Here is an 18,052-nt window from a genome sequence, read left to right as displayed (position 1 = left end):
GGATAAGCCTTACCTGAGCGCCTTCGCTTCCTTGCGCCGCGCGTGCAGGGCAGGTTCGGTATAGCCCGAGGGCTGGCGCGCGCCCTCGAAAATCAGGTCGCGTGCTGCCGCAAATGCCGGGCCGTCGAAATCCGGCGCCATGGGAATATAGGCTGGATCGCCTTTGTTCTGGCGGTCCACCTTGGCGGCCATGCGACGCAGCGCGTCCTCGACCTCGTCCTGGGACACAAGGCCATGTTCCAGCCAGTTCGCCATATATTGGGCACTGATCCGGCAGGTCGCGCGATCCTCCATCAGGGCCACGTCGTCGATATCCGGCACTTTCGAGCAGCCGATGCCCTGATCGACCCAGCGCACGACATAGCCCAGGATACCCTGACAACTATTCTCGACCTCGCGCAGAATTTCGTCGCGCGCAGGCCGGTGATTGCCCATCAGGGCAGGGGTCAGCAACTGATCCAGTTCCGGCATCGAATTGCCCGCCAGTTCCTCTTGCCGTGCGGTTACATCGATCTGATGGTAATGCAGTGCGTGCAGCGTTGCGGCGGTCGGGCTGGGCACCCATGCGGTATTCGCACCGGCTTGCGGGTGGCCGATCTTGCTGTCCAGCATTTCGGCCATCGCGTCAGGCTTGGCCCACATGCCCTTGCCGATTTGCCCTCTGCCGCGCATCCCGCAAGCAAGCCCGGTCAGCACATTGCGATCCTCATAGGCGTTCAGCCAGCCCGCGGCCTTCATGTCGTCGCGCCCGACAAAGGGGCCGGCCTGCATGGAGGTGTGGATTTCGTCCCCGGTACGATCAAGGAAGCCGGTATTGATGAACACGACCCGGTTGCGGATTGCGTGAATGCAGGCCGCAAGATTTGCCGAGGTGCGGCGCTCTTCATCCATCAGCCCAAGTTTCACGGTATTTGCGGGCAGGCCCAGAACGGCCTCGACGCGGGTAAAGACACGATCGGTAAAGCCTGCCTCATCCGGCCCGTGCAGCTTCGGTTTGACCACATAGACCGATCCCAGGCGGCTGTTCCTCGGACCTTCAGTTTTCCCAAGATCATGCAATGCGCAGGCAACCGTGACAATGGCGTCCAGCAGCCCTTCGGGGGTTTCCTTGCCATTGAGCCGCACGATATCGGTGGTCATCAGCAACCCGACATTGCGGACCAGCATCAATGCGCGCCCGGGCAAGGTCAGTTTGCTGCCGTCCGGCGCCTCGATCTCGCGATCTCCGGCCAGCCTGCGGGTCATTGTCTTGCCGGCCTTTTCGAAAGTCTCGGCCAGATCGCCCTTCATCAGCCCCAGCCAGTTGGCATAGACGCCGATCTTGTCTTCGGAATCGACGGCAGCGACGCTGTCCTCGCAATCCTGAATCGCTGTCAAAGCCGCCTCGACGATGATATCGCGCAGACCAGATGGCGAAGCTGCGCCAATCGGATGGTCAGAGTTGATCACCAGCTCAACATGCAGCCCGTGATGGCGCAGCACAAAGGCGGTATCCTTGCCGTCCTGTCTGGTGCCAAGGAAGGCCGAAGCATTCGCCAAAGCGATTTCTGCGCCGTCCACGGTTGCGTGAAGCCCGTCCTGGTCGGCGCGATAATTCGTGACGGCGGCATGGCTGCCCGAGATCAGCGGAAATGTCTTGTCCAGAAATTCCGCGGCCTTCGCGACAACGGCATCACGGCGGGCGGGATCGATTCCCTTGGCGGCCGGGGGCGGCCCCATGACATCGGTGCCGTAGAACGCATCGTAAAGCGAGCCCCAACGTGCATTTGCGGCATTCAACGCGAACCGGGCATTGCTGACGGGAACGACAAGCTGCGGCCCCGCGATATTTGCAATCTCGGGATCGACCGCGCCGTTATCGACACTGAAGGGCGCAGGCTGCGGGGCGAGATAACCGATATCGGTCAGAAATCCGCGATAGGCGGCGGAGTCCCATGGCTGGTTTCCACGCTCTTTGTGCCAGTTGTCGATTGCGGCTTGCAATTCATCGCGCCGGTTCAGCAAGATCTGGTTCTCGTCGGCGAATTCATCCAGCAGGCCGGCATATCCCGACCAGAACCGGTCCGCATCGACGTTGGTGCCGGGCAGGACCTGCTCTTCAATGAATTTCACGAAGTCCGACGCGACTTCCAGGCCATGACGCTGATGATATGTGCCTTGCATGGTGACAGACCTTCCATCTCGAATCCAGTCATTGCCTTCCGCCGGATTGCTCTGCCGGAGAAAGGATTCGAGGCTCGGTATACCATTGCAGACCGAAACTCTAGCCCGAACAATTCATAGTTCCGCGATGGCTGAAGGAATGGAGGCAGGCAGCTTGGCAATATCCGGAAATTGGTGCAGCTTGGCGCGACATGTCGTGAAATTTGCAGAAGAAGGATGGCAGCTATGGCAACCGGGCCGGGAAGAAGATGGATGACGCCATGAAAGCGGTGCAACCGGCCGAATTGCTGCGCAAAATGTTCGACCGGGCCGTCGAGATGGCCGATCCGATGCGCAGCCTTGCACAGCATTTGCCCGACCGCCCGGCGACGGGCAGGGTGCTGGTGATCGGGGCGGGGAAAGCAAGCGCCCGTATGGCCGAGGCGGTAGAGGCCGTCTGGGGGCCCTGCGAGGGGCTGATCATCACGCGTTACGGTTACGAAAGGCCGCTTCAGGGGATCGAGCTCGTCTCTGCAGCGCATCCCGTTCCCGATGCCGCGGGCGTTGCCGCGACAGGGCGGATGCTGGATATGCTTCAGACAGTGGGGGAAGGCGATTTCGTTCTTGCGCTGATTTCCGGAGGCGCATCCGCCTTGCTATGCGCCCCGGCGGGGGAGATTACACTGGCCGAGAAACAGGCGGTCAATCAGGCGTTGCTGGCGTCCGGCGCTCCGATTGGTGAAATGAACATCGTCCGCAAACATCTGAGCCGTGTGAAAGGCGGACAGCTTGCCGCCGCCGCTTGGCCTGCCCGCATGCTGGCATTGATGATCTCGGACGTGCCGGGGGACGATCCGGCGCTGATCGGTTCCGGCCCCACAGTAGGAGATCCGAACGGCCCCGAGGCCGCGCAGGATCTGCTTGATCGATGGAATATCGCCGTGCCTGCATCGGTCAAGGCCGCGCTGACCGGATCGAACCGGGTCATCCCGCCTGAAGACGCAAGACTGGGCGCGGTGATCAACCGGGTTTATGCCGCCCCGCGGATGTCCCTTGAAGCTGCTGCAGAACTTGGCCGAACTGCGGGATATGAGGTTCAGCTTCTGGGCGATGCAATCGAGGGGGAAGCGCGCGAAATCGCCCGCGCTCATGCCGAGATGGCCTTGCAATCCACAGGCCCGAAGATCCTGCTTTCCGGCGGAGAACTTACCGTTACCCGACGCGGAAACGGGATCGGTGGGCCGAATGCCGAATATGCGCTTGCCTTGGCGCTGGCACTCGATGGGGCAAAGGGGATCCACGCCATGGCCTGCGATACTGACGGCGTAGACGGTGCGGCGGAAATTGCCGGGGCATGGATCGGGCCGCAAATGCTTGAACAGGCGCGCAAGGCGGGACGCGATCCGGGCAAGGCGCTGGACACGAATGATGCGCATGGGTTCTTCGAGGCTGTCGGCGGGCAGGTGATTACCGGCCCGACCCTGACGAATGTCAATGATTTCCGCGCGATCCTGATCGATCCCTGAACCCGAACAAGCAGGGCAGGGATTTCACAGGCTCGGGGCAGCGATCCGTCGCCCGGACGTGATGCGCCGGGCCGGCCGACTGGTCCGCCGTGTTATCTCACGAGGGACAGGCCGCGCCGGTGTCGATCCATGCGCGTGTCAGTTCACCGAACAGATCCTGTGAGCCCGGCGCAGGGGTGCGCCCCGCTCCCGGCTCCCATCCCCAGCCGACAAGTCCGTCCTCGGCCATATGCTCGTGCAATTCTTCCAGACTGCGCCCGCCATTCCGCTCGGGATCCTTGAGCTGAGCGCAGATTTCGCCAAGAGACAGGTCAACCCACGCCATTTCCACCGGCGCAAGGGACCAGGGTTCGTGGCCTGGGATGCTTTCGATGCCGCCGACACCGGTCGTCTCGAAATTCTCCGGGCCGTGGCAGGTCGTGCAATTCATGCCCGCCGCGCCGAAATCGGCGTCGCCACGGATCACCGGAGGTTCGTGCGGATGCATGTCGTCGCCCTGTGTGGGGCTGTCCTTGGGATGGCAGTTCAGGCAGCGCGGATGGGTCAGAACCTTGCCCATCTCTTCGAAAAGCGCCGCCGATCGTTCGGTTTCGTTCTCGATATTCTCGAAATCGGCAGGCATGCGCAGATCCTGCGCGGCAAGCGGCGCGGCGAGCGCAAGGGTCATTGCAACGGAAAGACTGAAACGTGTCATGCGGGTCTCCTTCCTCATGCAACCGGAATGATGGGCAGGCGGCGCAACGCGGTGCCGGTCATGCGCCGCCATCCGTTTGCAATTGCAGGAGCAATGGGTGGAGTGCCCGGTTCTCCCACCCCTGTAGGTTCGGCTGTCGAGGGAAGGATCGCCACCTCGATGGAGGGCATTTCGGAAATGCGCAGGATGCGGTAGCTGTCCCAGTTCCGTTGCCGGATCAGCCCGCCTTCGTCAAACGTAACCTCGCTGTGAAGCGCGGCAGAGATGCCATAGCCGATCCCGCCTTCCATCTGTGCGCGGATGACATTGGGATTGACCGCCGTCCCGCAATCGACCGCACACCAGACGCGGCGGGCATGGGGGACGCCGCCCCGATCCTCGATCTCGGCAATCTGGGCGACATAGGTGCCGAAGGATTTCACTACCGCGACTCCATAGCCGAAGTCGCCTGACTGATCGGCCATCTCGGCAACGCGCGTGAGCACCGCCTTTTCGCGGGCCTGTTCCTCGCCCAGCAGGGCCAGACGGCCTTCGACCGGATCCTTGCCGGATTTTTCCAGCAATTCGTCGATAAAGCATTCCACGGCAAAGCCGGTATGCGTATGCCCGACCGAACGCCACCACAATGTCGGAACCGGCGAGTCCATCTTGGCCCAGCGAAGGCGATGATTGGCGGTCTTGTAGCGTAATTCGTTCGCGCCCTCGAATGCGGTGAAATCGGGTCCACCCTGCAGCATTTGCTCGAACGGTGTTCCGATGACGACTGATTGCGCGGCGATGCCGTGATCCCAGGCCTCGATGCCGCCCTGTTCATTGAGGGCCGCCCGTATGTGATGGACAGTCAGGGGGCGGTAGTAGCCGCCCTGCATGTCATCCTCGCGCGTCCACATCAGCTTGATGGCGCCCTTGCCGTTGGTTTTTGCGATCTCGGCCGCTTCGGCGGCAAGATGGCAATCGGGTGTCGCGCGGCGGCCAAAGCTTCCACCCGCAAGCATGGTATGAAGATCAACCTTATCGACACCAAGGATCTTGGCGAAGATGGCCTGATCGCCGGTCTGCATCTGGCTGCCCATCCAGATTTCGGCCTCGTCGTCGCGCAATTCGACCACGGCATCCAGCGGTTCCATCGGTCCATGGGCCAGATAGGGGAAGACATAGGTGGATTCGACGATTTCCGCGCCGGTCAATGCCGCGTCGACATCGCCGGATTTCTCGACCTCCCATTCCCCTCCGGCCTTGGCGGCAGAGGTCCATTCGGCAATCATCGTTTCGGTCGAACGGGTTTCGGCTTCGCTTTCATCCCATTCCACGGTCAGAGCATCGCGCCCCTTCAACGCGGCGAATGTATTGTCGGCATAGACGGCAACGCCTGACGGGATCTGCGCCACCTTGCGCACGCCCTGCACCTGCATCGCGGCGCTGTCGTCGTAGCTGGCGACCCTGGCGCCGAATTTCGGCGGATGGGCGACCACCACGGTCAGCATCCCGTCGCGATAGACATCCAGCGTGAACAGAGCCGAGCCATCGGTTTTGGCGCTGCTGTCCACCTTTGGCAGATCGGTGCCGATCAGGGTGAAGTCGCCGGGATCCTTGACGGGAGGATCTTCGGGCGCGGTTTGCCGCGCGGCGGCCTCGGCCAGTTCACCGAAACTTGCGGATTGATCGCCCGCTTTGACGATACCCTTCTCGACGGTGATCTGATCGACGGGCACACCGAAACGTTCGGCAGCGGCGGCGACAAGCATCGCCCGCGCCCCGGCACCGGCCTTGCGCATCTGCATGAAACTGTTGGCCATGGCGGTCGAACCGCCGGTGCCCTGCATACCCATTGCGAGATTGGCATAAAGTTCGACATCGGCGGGCGCGGCGGCGGCGCGCATCTGTGACCAGTCTGCGTCCATCTCTTCGGCCACAAGTGTGGTCAGGCCGGTATATGGGCCCTGTCCGAATTCGATATGCTTGATCAGTACGGTAACGGTATTGTCGGGGGCGACGCGGATGAAGGCATTCGCCGACATTTCATCCGAACCGCCGGGGAGTTCATTAAAAAACGCGGCCGCACCGGATTTCTGCTGCGCCCGGGCAAGGCCGGGCAGGGCGACGGCAATGATCAGCCCGGTCAGGAAACGGCGGCGGGAGGTCTGGATATTCATCACTCAGCCCTCCAGCGTTTTGGCGGCGTCATGGATCGCTTGCCGGATGCGGACATAAGTCGCGCAGCGGCAGATATTCCCGGCCATGGCGTTGTCGATATCCTCGTCACTCGGAGAGGCGATCTGTTGCAACAGAGAGGTTGCCGTCATGATCTGGCCGGATTGGCAATACCCGCATTGTGGTACGTCAATCGCGCGCCATGCCGCCTGAACCGCGTCGGCCTCGGGGCCTTCAAGACCTTCGATCGTGGTGATATCCGAGCCTTCGGCCATCGAGATGGGCGTGACACAGGATCGGCGCGTCATACCGTCCAGATGGATCGTGCAGGCCCCGCATTGGGCGATCCCGCAGCCGAATTTCGTGCCGGTCAGGCGCAACTCGTCTCGCAGAACCCAAAGAAGCGGTGTGCCGGGATTGACATCGACACTGCGCTCTTCGCCGTTGACTGTAAAGCTGATCGGCATGCTGGCTCTCCCTTTGGCTGGCACCCAAAGGTTAACGCGGATTCAAGCCGATTACGAGAAGAGAGCGCGGGATTGCCGGCCTGTCCGGCAATCCTGAATATATCAGCCCTTTTTTGCCGGGGCCGGCGGAAGTTTGTCGAAATCCGAGGCATCATGGCGTTCGGGAAGCTGTTCCCATGCCTCGCCGGTCCTGCGATTGACGATCCTGCCGCGCCGCACGGCGGGCCGTTCGGCGATCTTGTCTGCCCAGCGGCGCAGATGCGTGTATTCCGAGACATTGAGGAATTCGCCCGCATCATATTGCTGGCCCATGACAAGATTGCCGTACCATGGCCAGATCACCATATCGGCGATACTGTATTCGTCGCCGCCGATAAAGGGACGCTCTGCCAATGTGTTATCCAGCAGATGCATCTGCCGCTTTGCTTCCATGGTAAAGCGGTTGATCGGATATTCCATCGGATAGGGGGCATAGGCGTAGAAATGCCCGAACCCGCCGCCGAGATAGGGCGCCGAGCCTTGCAGCCAGAACAGCCAGTTCATCGCCTCGGTTCTCGCGGCGTGATCCCTGGGCAGGAAACGCCCGAATTTCTCGGCCAGATACAGCAGGATATGCCCGGACTCGAACACGCGAACCGGCTTTTCGCCCGAACGGTCGATCATTGCCGGGATCTTCGAGTTGGGATTGGCACCGACAAAGCCCGACGAAAACTGATCGCTTTCCCCGATATCGATCAGCCAAGCGTCATATTCTGCACCGGTTTCACCGGCGGCAAGAAGCTCCTCGAACATGATCGTGACCTTCTGGCCATTGGGCGTGGCCAGCGAGTATAGCTGATATGGATGTTTGCCGACCGGCAATTCCCGCTCGAACTGAGCACCGGATGTCGGGCGGTTCACCCCGGCCCATGTCCCGCCGTTCTCGGTATCATATGTCCAGACTCGGGGCGGCTGATATTGCTTTTGGTTCATGATGAATCCTCCTGCGCGTTGACCGAGGCATAACCGAACCCGACCGGCAAGTGCAATTCGGAACCCTGTGCCGCAGGTTTCAGACCATCATTTCCTTGGTCGCGGAAAGCGTCAGATCGGGATAATCGCGCTCGACCCGGTCAATATCCCATTGCAGCCGGGTCAGGTAAACCTGATCGCCGTCGTGATCATGGGCCATATGCCCCTTATTGGCATTGATGAACGCATCGACTTTTTCTTTCGGTCCCTGCACCCAGCGGGCAGAGGTGAACTGAGACGATTCGAAGCGGACCGGAATACCGTATTCAATCTCGATCCTGCTGGCGAGAACCTCGAATTGCAATGCCCCGACCACGCCGACGATGAATCCCGAGCCGATGGCGGGCTTGAAGACCTTGGCCGCGCCCTCTTCGGCGAACTGCATGAGCGCCTTTTCCAGATGCTTGGCCTTCATCGGATCGGCCGCGCGGACCGATTGCAGCAATTCAGGCGCGAATGACGGAATACCGGTAAAGCGCAGCGCCTCGCCTTCGGTCAGGGCATCACCGATGCGGAGTTGCCCGTGGTTCGGGATGCCGATGATATCGCCTGCCCATGCCTCTTCCGCAAGCTCGCGATCAGAGGCAAGGAACAGAACCGGATTCGATACCGCCATCGGCTTTTTCGTCCGCACATGAGTCAGCTTCATCCCGCGGAGAAAATGGCCCGAGGCCATCCGCACGAATGCCACGCGGTCGCGATGCTTTGGGTCCATATTCGCCTGAACCTTGAAGACGAAGCCGGTCACGGCTTTCTCTTCGGGGGCGATTTCGCGCGATGCGGAGTTTTGCGGCTGCGGAGCCGGGCCATATGTGCTGATGCCCTTCATCAATTCGCGCACGCCAAAGCTGTTGATCGCGCTGCCAAACCAGATCGGGGTCAGATGGCCTTCCAGAAGGGACCGCTGATCGAAGGCGGGCAAAAGTTCGCGCGCCATCTCGACTTCCTCGCGCAGCTTTGCCAGCAGATTTTCCGGCACATGCTGCGCCAGTTGCGGATCGTCAAGGCCGCTGATCTTTACCGATTCCGCGACACGATTCCGATCGGTGCGGTCCATCAGTTCCAGCCGGTCGTTCAGCATGTCGTAGCAGCCAAGAAATTCGCGCCCTACGCCGATGGGCCAGCTTGCCGGAGCCACGTCGATGGCCAGGTTCTCCTGAATTTCATCGATGATCTCGAATGTGTCGCGGCTTTCGCGGTCCATCTTGTTGCAGAAGGTCAGGATGGGCAGATCGCGCAACCGGCAGACCTCGAACAGCTTACGGGTCTGGCTTTCGACACCCTTTGCCCCATCGATCACCATGATGGCGGCATCGACGGCGGTCAGGGTGCGATAGGTATCCTCGGAGAAATCGCTGTGACCGGGGGTGTCGACCAGATTGAAGCGATGCCCGTCGAAATCAAATGACATGGCCGAGGCGGAAACGGAGATGCCGCGATCCTGCTCCATCTTCATGAAGTCCGACCGCGTCCGCCGCGCTTCGCCCTTGGCACGAACCTGTCCTGCCATCTGGATGGCGCCGCCGTAAAGCAGGAATTTCTCGGTCAGCGTGGTCTTGCCCGCATCGGGATGCGAGATGATCGCGAAGGTGCGACGACGGGCGATTTCGGGCGGGAGTTCGGGGCGGTTATTCATGATGTGGCCATGTAGCGCGTGGAACTGCAGGGCGCAATCACCCTTCAACCGCATCCTTTCGTGACCAACCGTTTCGCCCCCACTTCTTCTTTGCGGCAAGTACCTCGGGGTCCGGGGCAGCGCCCCGGCCAGAGCAGGACGAAAGGTCGGGAACGACCGAAAATCCTATTCCGCCGCCTCGTTCACTGTCGATTCCGAGCCGGGTTTCATCTGGAAGCCGCGCTCAAGCTGATCGAAGGGCGCGACCGGATAATCACCCGAGAAACACGCGTCGCAATATTGTGGGCATTTGCCATTGCGCCCCTTCGCTTCGCCGACTGCACGGTAAAGACCGTTCAGCGAAACAAAAGCAAGCGAATCGACCCCGATCCATTCGCGCATTTCCTCAGGAGTCATCTGCGCGGCCAGAAGCTTGTCCCGGTCGGGCGTATCCACACCATAAAAACAGGGCCATGCGGTCGGGGGCGAGGCGATGCGGAAATGCACTTCGGCCGCGCCTGCATCGATGATCATGTCCTTGATCTTGCGGCTGGTGGTGCCGCGAACGACGCTGTCATCGACCAGAATGACCCGTTTGTCGCGGATCAGGGCGCGGTTCACGTTCAGCTTCAGTCGCACGCCCATATTGCGGATCTGATCGGTCGGTTCGATGAAGGTCCGGCCCATATACTGGTTGCGGATGATCCCCATGCCGTAGGGGATGCCCGATTCCTGTGCGAAACCGATGGCGGCGGGGGTGCCGCTGTCGGGGACGGGGCAGACCAGATCCGCCTCTACCGGGGATTCGCGGGCAAGTTCCACGCCGATCTGGCGCCGGGTTTCATAGACCGAGCGACCGCCGATGATCGAATCGGGGCGCGAGAAATAGACATGTTCGAAAATACAGAAACGGCCTTGCGACGGGCCGAAGGGGCGCGATGTCTCTACCTTGCCCTTGGAGATCACGACCATCTCGCCGGGATCGATCTCCCGCACGAATTCGGCGCCGATAATATCCAGAGCGCAGGTTTCCGAGGCCAGAACGAAGCCGTCATCACTCAGTTTGCCCAGAACCAGCGGGCGAACGCCAAGCGGGTCGCGGACACCGATCAGCTTGGTCCGGGTCATGGCGATGACGCTGAACGCGCCCTCGACGCGCCGCAATGCGTCTTTCATCCGTTCGGGAATATTGCGCTGGATCGAGCGGGCCATCAGGTGGATGATGCATTCGCTGTCCGACGAGGACTGGAAGATCGAGCCTCGCTCGATCAATTCGCGGCGCAACGCGGCGGCGTTGGTGATATTGCCGTTATGCGCAATCGCGCAGCCGCCCATCGAAAACTCGCCGAAAAACGGCTGAACATCGCGAATGGCGGTATTCGCCTTGGTACCGGCGGTTGAATAACGCACATGGCCGATGGCAAGCGGGCCGGGCAGGGTCGCCATCACATCGGTTTTCGTGAAGTTGTCACGAACATAGCCGAATCTGTGGGCGCTGTTGAAACCCTGTTCGGAATCATGCGCGACGATTCCCCCGGCTTCCTGCCCGCGATGCTGAAGGGCGTGAAGGCCAAGCGCCACGAAGTTGGAAGCGTCGGCCACGCCGATGGCACCGAAGATTCCGCATTCCTCGTGCAGGCGGTCTGAATCGAACGGATGGGCCAGGAATGGTTGCATGGGCGATCCTGAATGGCGACGGGCTATCCCCCGCTATGTAGTGCGGCAAATAGTGAAAGTCACGCCCTCGCAACCCCGCGAGGGCAGATTTCATTCATCAATCCGTCATAAAGCGTAACCCTGGCCCGTTCGGATCAGTTCGATGCCGGCGGAATCGGTGCCGGCTCAGCCTGTTCCGGCGCCGTTTCTGCCGGTGCGGTCTCGGCCGGCGCGGTTTCTGCTGGCGGGGTCTGAGTCGCGTCGACCTCTTCACCGGTTGCGGTGCAATCGCCGACCAGCTGTTCATAACGGCGAACCAGCCAGCCGGGCGCGTCGTCGGGGATTTGCTCGTTCATTTCACCGCTCAGACGCGCAAAGACCTGTGCCGAGCGCGAGTTATCGACCATCGGCGACTGCGCCGTGGAAATGACGCGCTCATAGACGATGAAGGCGATGGCCACGATCAGGATGCCGCGTGCGGCTCCGAACAGGAAGCCCATTCCCTGATCGATCCCGCCCAGCGCCGATCGCTGGACCACCGAGGAAAACAGTGGGGTGATGATCGAGAAAACGACCAGAGCAAGCGCAAACACCACCGCGAAACCCGCGATTGTGGCCAGTTCGCAACTATCGCCAAGAAACCTGTCAAGCACCGGCAGTTGCGCGATCATCGGGCGCAGGGTTGCCGCGAAGAGAAAGGCCAGAACAGCGGCGGCGATCCATCCCAATATGGCAAGCGATTCGCGGACGAAGCCGCGCGACCATGCCAGAATCGCGGAAAGAATGATGACCACGGCGACAACCGCATCAATAATCGTAAAGCCGTCCATGTCGTTCTCCCGCGCGGGTTAGCGCTGTATTTTCAGGCGATTCAGCCGGCGCCGAAAAGCTCGCCCACAAATCCTGTCAAATCGGCAATGCGCATCACGCTTATGCCGTCTAATCCCTCGACCTTTTGGCCTTCGGGTATAATCGCCTGTGAAAAACCAAGTTTTTGCGCCTCTTTCAACCTGTTTTCCACTCCGGCGACCGGCCGGAGGGCGCCAGACAGGCTGATTTCGCCGAAAAGGACCGCCTCCGGCGGAAATGCGCTGTCCTCTCGCGCCGAAAGAAGCGCGCCTGCAATGGCAAGATCGGCAGCCGGCTCGTTCACCCGCATCCCGCCGGCGACGTTCAGGAAAACATCAAGCCCCGCAAAGGGGATGCCGCAGCGGGCTTCGAGTACCGCGATAATGGTTGAAACCCTGCCGGAATCGAGCCCCACGACCGTACGCCGCGGTGAGGCAAGGGTAGAGGGGGCGACAAGTGCCTGTATCTCGGTCAGGACCGGGCGGGTTCCCTCGATTCCGGCGAAGACGGCGCTGCCGGGGACGGGCTGGCCGCGCTCAGAGAGAAAGAGCGCTGAAGGGTTGGCGACCTCGGCCAATCCGGCGCCGGTCATTTCGAACACGCCGATCTCATCGGCGGGACCAAAGCGGTTCTTGACGCTACGCAGGATGCGGAACTGATGCCCGCGTTCTCCTTCGAAATACAATACGGTATCCACCATATGCTCGACCACGCGAGGGCCGGCGATCTGGCCGTCTTTCGTCACATGGCCGACGAGAATCACCGCGACGCCCCGGCGCTTGGCGAAGGTGACCAGTTCATGGGCGGCGGCGCGAACCTGTGCCACGCTGCCCGGCGCCGCCTCGACATGATCAGCCCAGAGCGTCTGGACGGAATCGATGATCGCCAGATCGGGGCGCTCCTGATCAAGCGTGGTCAGGATGTCGCGCAGGTTGGTTTCCGCCCCCAACCGCATGGGCGCATCGCTCAGCCCAAGCCTGCGCGCGCGCATGCGGACCTGCGCACTGGCTTCTTCACCGCTGATATAGACCGCGTTCAACCCCACCCGAGCGAAGGCGGCGGCGGCCTGCAGAAGCAGCGTCGATTTGCCGATTCCCGGATCGCCGCCGACCAGTATCGCCGAACCCGGCACCAATCCGCCGCCAAGAACCCGATCGAGTTCTGCCATCCTGGATTGCGCACGGGGCAGTGCCGGTTCGTCCGATGTCAGTCCCGCCAGGGCAATGCTGCGCCCCTTGGCGGCACCCAATCCGCGTCCCGGCCCCCGCGAGAGCGGGGCTTCTTCGATAATGGTGTTCCATGCACCACAAGCATCGCAGCGCCCGGCCCATTTCTTGTGAGCGGCGCCGCAGGCAGTGCAGGTGAAGGCGGAAGAGGATTTGACCATATGTCGCTTCTCGCACCTGATGGCGGGTGCCGCAATACAGGTATTTGGACAAAGAAGAAGACCTCACGGCATTGTCGGCTTGATCTTTTCAGGCTGCGGGGTCAGGGTCTGCGCGCAAATTCAGAGGCTTCACGCATGTCCAGCCCCTCGGCTTTTTCGAGATACGAATTCCTGATCGCCTGGCGATATCTGCGCGCGCGCCGCGCCGAAGGCGGTGTCAGCGTCATGACATGGATCAGCCTGATCGGTATTGCCCTGGGGGTCATGGCGCTGATTGCCACTTTGGCGGTGCGGGCGGGATTCCGGGCCGAATTCGTGGACACGATTCTGGGCGCGAATGCGCATACCACCGTTTACATGGCTCCGCAGCGGGTCGAGAACGAATTTACCGACGATGTTTATGTCGTTCCGGGGCGGATCAAGGATTACGACGCAATGGCCGCCCGTCTTGCGGAACTGCCGGGGGTCGAGCGGACCACGCCGGTCATACGCGGACAGGTGATGGCGACGGCGCATGACTCCTCGAACGTGGCCGAAATCTTTGGGGTCACGCCCGATGCGCTCAGGGCGATGCCGCGGATTGTCGATCCCGAGACATCGCAGGGCAATATCGAGGATCTGGACAAGGGTGTTGCCATCGGCGCGGGGATTCAGCGTGAATTGAATCTGAATATTGGTGACAAGATCAAGCTGATCGCGCCCGAAGGCGCGAAGACCCCGGTGGGCACAACGCCCCGGGTCAAGTCTTACGACGTCGTATATGTCTTCAGCGCCGGTCGTTACGATATCGACCAGACGCGGATATATATGTCCATGGCCGAGGCGCAGGATTATTTCAATCGCGAAGGCGTTGCCGACGAGATAGAGGTGTTCGTATCCGATCCCGAAAAGGTGGATGACTGGACATTGCCGCTTCTTCAGGCCGCGGGCGAGGGGGCACAGATCTGGAATTGGCGGGATTCATCGGGCAGTTTTCTGGCCGCGCTCGATATGGAGGACGATGTGATGTTCGTCATCCTTTCGGTTCTGGTGCTGATCGCCTCGATGAATATCACCTCGGGCCTGATCATGCTGGTCAAGAACAAGGGCCGCGATATTGGTATTCTGCGAACCATGGGCCTGACCGAAGGGGCGGTGTTGAGGGTGTTCTTTCTTTGCGGCGCCTTTACCGGGATTATCGGAACGATCGCCGGGGTGATCCTTGGTGTGCTTCTGGCGCTTAATGTCGAAAATATCATGGCGGGGCTGAATGCGCTGACGAATGGCGGCGCATGGCAGCCCGAAGTGCGGGGCATCTATCATCTGCCTGCCGAATTGCGGGCGTGGGATATCTTTCGTGCCGTCGGCCTGTCACTTGCGCTATCCTTTATTGTCACGATTTTCCCGGCGCGACGGGCGGCGCGGATGAATCCGGTGGAGGCTCTGCGTTATGAGTGACGTTCTGAGACTTGCGGGAGTTTCTAAAACCTATGGCAAGGACGGCCCCGCGCCGGTAGAGGTGCTGCACGGGCTGGAACTGAATGTCGCCCGTGGAGAGGTGGTGGCGCTTGTCGCACCCTCGGGGGCGGGAAAATCCACGCTTCTGCATATTGCCGGGTTGCTGGATACGCCGGATTCAGGGCTGGTGGAGTTGAACGGGCGCGATATGCACGGGCTTCCCGATCGTGCCCGAACCGAGGCACGCCGGCGCGAGTTGGGCTTTGTCTATCAGTTCCACCATCTGCTGCCCGAATTCAGTGCCGCGGAAAATATCATCCTGCCTCAGCTTGCCAATGGCGTCGGGGCGGGGATGGCGGCAAAGCGGGCTGCAGAATTGCTGGACCGCGTCGGCATGGCTCATCGCGCCGATCATCGCCCGGCACAGCTGTCCGGCGGCGAGCAGCAGCGGGTGGCGTTTTGCCGGGCGCTCGCCAATGAGCCATCATTGCTTCTGGCCGATGAACCGACGGGCAACCTGGATCCCGAAACCTCTGACCGGGTCTTCGAGGTGCTGATGGGGCTGGTGCGTGAAACCGGCCTGTCGGCACTGATCGCTACGCATAACCATGCCTTGGCGGAGCGAATGGACCGGGTTATCAGACTGGGAGAGGATATTTCCTGACGGGAGACCGGATGATGAGGGCAATCATTCTGGCGGGGCTATGCGGCATGACGTCATTGCCGGTCGCGGCCGACCCGTTCGAGGATTTCGGCACGGCGATGAAATATGGCTTGCCTGCGGCAGCGGCGATTTGCGCGGCCCGTGATGACCGGCTTGAAGATTTTGCGGTTCGCGGAATATTGCAGGCTGCGGTTGTTCTTGCCCTGAAATCCTGGACGGATGGTACGCCGATGGCCCGCCGCCCTTCTGGTGAAGGCAAGGGCTTCCCCTCGGGTCATTCAGCGGCAGCGGCGTTCGGAGCCGCGGATCTGGCGGGAAAATGCTTCCGGGATGATCGTTTCGCAGGAGCAGCGGCATATGGCGCAGCCGGACTTACCGCTGCAAGCCGGGTTCACGCGGGCGAACACACGGTGGAGCAGGTCATGACCGGCGCCTTGATCGGGTTCAGTTTCGGTGCTGCAAGTTTCGGAATTGGAAGTGAAGGCGCGGCGTTCAGTATCGGAATGAAATTCTGAATAGGGCAGGGTGCATCTGCGCGCGTCAAGGTGGCGGCGATGATCGGTAAAGAAAAGCCCGCCAATGAAGGCGGGCCATTGTCATATGACAATCAAGAGCATGATCTTCTTAACGTAAATACGTTATCGGTGCTGTCGATACCGGCAGGAATAACCTGCCATGGATATCGGATCAGCTATCATCGTCATCCGCAGCAACGGCAGCAACCACACCCAGCAAAAGCAGGGCTGGAACAACCAGACCAGCGTTCGAGGATGCGGGTTCTTCTTCGACGATAATGGGTTCAGGCTCGACAACAGGAGCAACATAGCCACCGGCCAGCGCCGAAGTAGCTGACAGGCCGATAACAGCGGTCAGGGTTGCAAACTTGGTCATCAGAAAGCTCCATTACGTTTTCTACTGATACTTACAGTTAGAACGCGAACCGGGCTCATGTATAGAAACATTTGATTTCGACCCGAAAAGTGGCGAACAAGCGCTTAAGCCGTATTGGCGAAAGGGGCTTATGCTGCCGATTGAACGTGAAATACGCCAACATCAATCATATGCGCCGCTGTCAGCGACCTCCCGCCAGATCCGCCGATGTTGTCCCGTTCGGTACGGTTTTCAATACGATTCTCGGCATGCTGAAAGCTGACTTCGAAGGTCGTAGCGACCATTAATAAATACTGGTGCCAATGATGGCCGGGATTGCCCGGTCCAGAAGGAAAAAAATTGCCGAGATAAGCTTGAGACCCGGGAAAAGTCCCAGGAGGATGAGGGCGATGCTGCTCATGGGTCAGTCGTCGGTGTCGAATTCGATCATGCGGCCGTCGGCGGCGAATTCGGCATCGAATTCGCGACCATCGGCAAGACGGCCCTCGATTTCGATTCGTCCGTCGCTCTCGAACTCGATTTTCTCGAAACGGGCATCGGCGGGCCAGGATTCGTTTTCCATGATCTCGGCAGGGATAAGAGCGCGGATATCCGCCGGGGCAAAGAGATCATTCCCCCGAGCCTCGATATCCTCGATCACATCATCGCCATTGAGATCAATCTCGACGACCGAGCCGCCGGGCAGGGTGCCGTTTACGCGGCGGCCATATTCGGCATGCGGTTTTTCGCGGATCTCAATATTGGTCAGGTCAAGATCGACGACTGCCTGCGGCAGATCTTCGGCGAAACCGATGCCCGGACTGGCGAGGCAGGCCGCGAGAATAACGATCCGGAATGCGTATCTCATGCACTTCACTTTCAAGCCGACGAATTTGGCAGGGGCTGCGATTTAAATGCCCGCGCATTTGGCGAACTGTACAGCCTATCCACGCCCTTTGCGATGCGTGCAGCTTAATCCGTCAGCGGAACGTCTGCAACAATACCTGTCACCATGGGCTGGACAACGGGCAGGTTTCTCAGACGCAATCCATTGTCTTGTGTTCGTTCACCATTTCTTCGACAAGCATCATAACCGTCTCGTCAAAGCGGCTGTTAAGCTGGGTTTGCCTGATTTTCGCGAACTGAACCATGATAGCGGCCCGTATGTTGCGCGGATGAATGATCGTGCGGGTGACGAGGCGCGAGCGGAAGCGGTCCATTGATATCACTGTCGCCTGCATCATGGCTTCCAGTGTTTCGGATCGTGCGGATACGGATATGGTCGTCGGCCTGTCGAACTGTTCGATTTTTACCCGAACGGATTGAGCCTTTCGATTACGAATGAATCCGATATTCCAGCCCAGCCCTATCCCCGGCTCCCGGGCTGGGTCGATACGCGAAACGTGACCTCCGTTCCGCATTACCCTATGAGCCAGCCAGTCGAAATCCGTGATCCTGTCAAAAAACGCCTCGACCGGAACGTCCGTGTCCAAAGGTCCTGTAAGTTTCAATGGAAAAAACCGGGCGCCCCGTGGCCCTGAGAGATGACGGGAGGCTGTCGGATTCACATACCGGTATTGTAC

The 18,052-nt window shown here is 60.4% G+C and carries 16 protein-coding genes; 4 read left to right on the top strand and 12 right to left on the bottom strand.

The features are described 5' to 3' along the window. Positions 1 to 9: 9 nt before the first annotated feature. Complete coding sequence (locus D3P04_RS06755; protein ID WP_119747208.1) at positions 10 to 2,163, bottom strand: malate synthase G; 2,154 nt, start codon at positions 2,161 to 2,163, stop codon at positions 10 to 12. 260 nt (positions 2,164 to 2,423) lie between these two features. On the opposite strand from D3P04_RS06755, the gene D3P04_RS06750 reads away from it, so the two are divergent. Continuing rightward, complete coding sequence (locus D3P04_RS06750) at positions 2,424 to 3,668, top strand: glycerate kinase type-2 family protein (RefSeq protein WP_119747627.1); 1,245 nt, start codon at positions 2,424 to 2,426, stop codon at positions 3,666 to 3,668. A 97-nt stretch (positions 3,669 to 3,765) separates the two neighbouring features. Here the strand turns inward: D3P04_RS06750 and D3P04_RS06745 are convergent, their stop codons facing one another. The 8 genes from D3P04_RS06745 to radA all read right to left on the bottom strand — a co-directional run bounded on the left by D3P04_RS06745 (position 3,766) and on the right by radA (position 13,498). Then, positions 3,766 to 4,362: an Isoquinoline 1-oxidoreductase subunit gene (locus tag D3P04_RS06745; RefSeq protein ID WP_119747206.1), complete on the bottom strand. Its 597-nt coding sequence runs from the start codon at positions 4,360 to 4,362 to the stop codon at positions 3,766 to 3,768. A 14-nt stretch (positions 4,363 to 4,376) separates the two neighbouring features. Next, positions 4,377 to 6,515 (bottom strand): xanthine dehydrogenase family protein molybdopterin-binding subunit, encoded by a 2,139-nt coding sequence (locus D3P04_RS06740; RefSeq protein ID WP_119747204.1) that lies wholly within the window; start codon positions 6,513 to 6,515, stop codon positions 4,377 to 4,379. A gap of 3 nt (positions 6,516 to 6,518) precedes the next feature. After that, complete coding sequence (locus D3P04_RS06735) at positions 6,519 to 6,980, bottom strand: (2Fe-2S)-binding protein (protein ID WP_119747202.1); 462 nt, start codon at positions 6,978 to 6,980, stop codon at positions 6,519 to 6,521. A 102-nt stretch (positions 6,981 to 7,082) separates the two neighbouring features. Then, complete coding sequence (gene yghU / locus D3P04_RS06730) at positions 7,083 to 7,952, bottom strand: glutathione-dependent disulfide-bond oxidoreductase (RefSeq protein ID WP_119747200.1); 870 nt, start codon at positions 7,950 to 7,952, stop codon at positions 7,083 to 7,085. A 79-nt stretch (positions 7,953 to 8,031) separates the two neighbouring features. Then, positions 8,032 to 9,627 (bottom strand): peptide chain release factor 3, encoded by a 1,596-nt coding sequence (locus D3P04_RS06725; protein ID WP_119747625.1) that lies wholly within the window; start codon positions 9,625 to 9,627, stop codon positions 8,032 to 8,034. 165 nt (positions 9,628 to 9,792) lie between these two features. After that, complete coding sequence (purF, locus tag D3P04_RS06720) at positions 9,793 to 11,283, bottom strand: amidophosphoribosyltransferase (protein ID WP_119747198.1); 1,491 nt, start codon at positions 11,281 to 11,283, stop codon at positions 9,793 to 9,795. A 134-nt stretch (positions 11,284 to 11,417) separates the two neighbouring features. Then, positions 11,418 to 12,092, bottom strand: a complete 675-nt coding sequence (locus tag D3P04_RS06715) for a CvpA family protein (protein WP_119747196.1) — start codon at positions 12,090 to 12,092, stop codon at positions 11,418 to 11,420. A 41-nt stretch (positions 12,093 to 12,133) separates the two neighbouring features. Then, positions 12,134 to 13,498 carry a DNA repair protein RadA gene (gene radA / locus D3P04_RS06710; protein ID WP_119747194.1) on the bottom strand — a complete coding sequence of 455 codons (1,365 nt, stop codon included), beginning with the start codon at positions 13,496 to 13,498 and terminating at the stop codon, positions 12,134 to 12,136. 135 nt (positions 13,499 to 13,633) lie between these two features. Here radA and D3P04_RS06705 point away from each other — a divergent pair, with 135 nt between their 5' ends. The 3 genes from D3P04_RS06705 to D3P04_RS06695 are packed head-to-tail and all read left to right on the top strand — an operon-like array spanning position 13,634 to position 16,114. Further along, the gene (locus D3P04_RS06705) at positions 13,634 to 14,935 is read left to right on the top strand and encodes a lipoprotein-releasing ABC transporter permease subunit (RefSeq protein WP_119747623.1); all 1,302 of its coding nucleotides are present in this window, start codon (positions 13,634 to 13,636) and stop codon (positions 14,933 to 14,935) included. After that, on the top strand, positions 14,928 to 15,599 hold the full coding sequence (locus D3P04_RS06700) for an ABC transporter ATP-binding protein (protein ID WP_119747192.1): 672 nt from the start codon (positions 14,928 to 14,930) through the stop codon (positions 15,597 to 15,599). The genes D3P04_RS06705 and D3P04_RS06700 overlap by 8 nt, the downstream gene beginning before the upstream one ends. A gap of 11 nt (positions 15,600 to 15,610) precedes the next feature. Beyond that, on the top strand, positions 15,611 to 16,114 hold the full coding sequence (locus D3P04_RS06695) for a phosphatase PAP2 family protein (RefSeq protein WP_232844914.1): 504 nt from the start codon (positions 15,611 to 15,613) through the stop codon (positions 16,112 to 16,114). 172 nt (positions 16,115 to 16,286) lie between these two features. Here D3P04_RS06695 and D3P04_RS06690 read toward each other — a convergent pair whose 3' ends face one another. The 3 genes from D3P04_RS06690 to D3P04_RS06680 form a co-directional block, all read right to left on the bottom strand. Then, complete coding sequence (locus tag D3P04_RS06690; protein WP_119747188.1) at positions 16,287 to 16,490, bottom strand: hypothetical protein; 204 nt, start codon at positions 16,488 to 16,490, stop codon at positions 16,287 to 16,289. A gap of 403 nt (positions 16,491 to 16,893) precedes the next feature. Further along, positions 16,894 to 17,337, bottom strand: coding sequence for a hypothetical protein (locus tag D3P04_RS06685; RefSeq protein WP_119747187.1), 444 nt, complete (start codon positions 17,335 to 17,337; stop codon positions 16,894 to 16,896). Positions 17,338 to 17,506: 169 nt separating this feature from the next. Next, positions 17,507 to 18,037, bottom strand: a complete 531-nt coding sequence (locus D3P04_RS06680) for a hypothetical protein (protein WP_147391903.1) — start codon at positions 18,035 to 18,037, stop codon at positions 17,507 to 17,509. Between the last annotated feature and the right edge of the window lie 15 nt (positions 18,038 to 18,052).

Origin of the sequence: Paracoccus onubensis (assembly GCF_003591515.1) — a bacterium.
In the GTDB taxonomy this organism is placed as follows: Bacteria; Pseudomonadota; Alphaproteobacteria; order Rhodobacterales; family Rhodobacteraceae; genus Paracoccus; species Paracoccus onubensis.
Note: the sequence above shows the minus strand (reverse complement) of the source record. Positions and strands in the feature narration are given on the sequence as shown.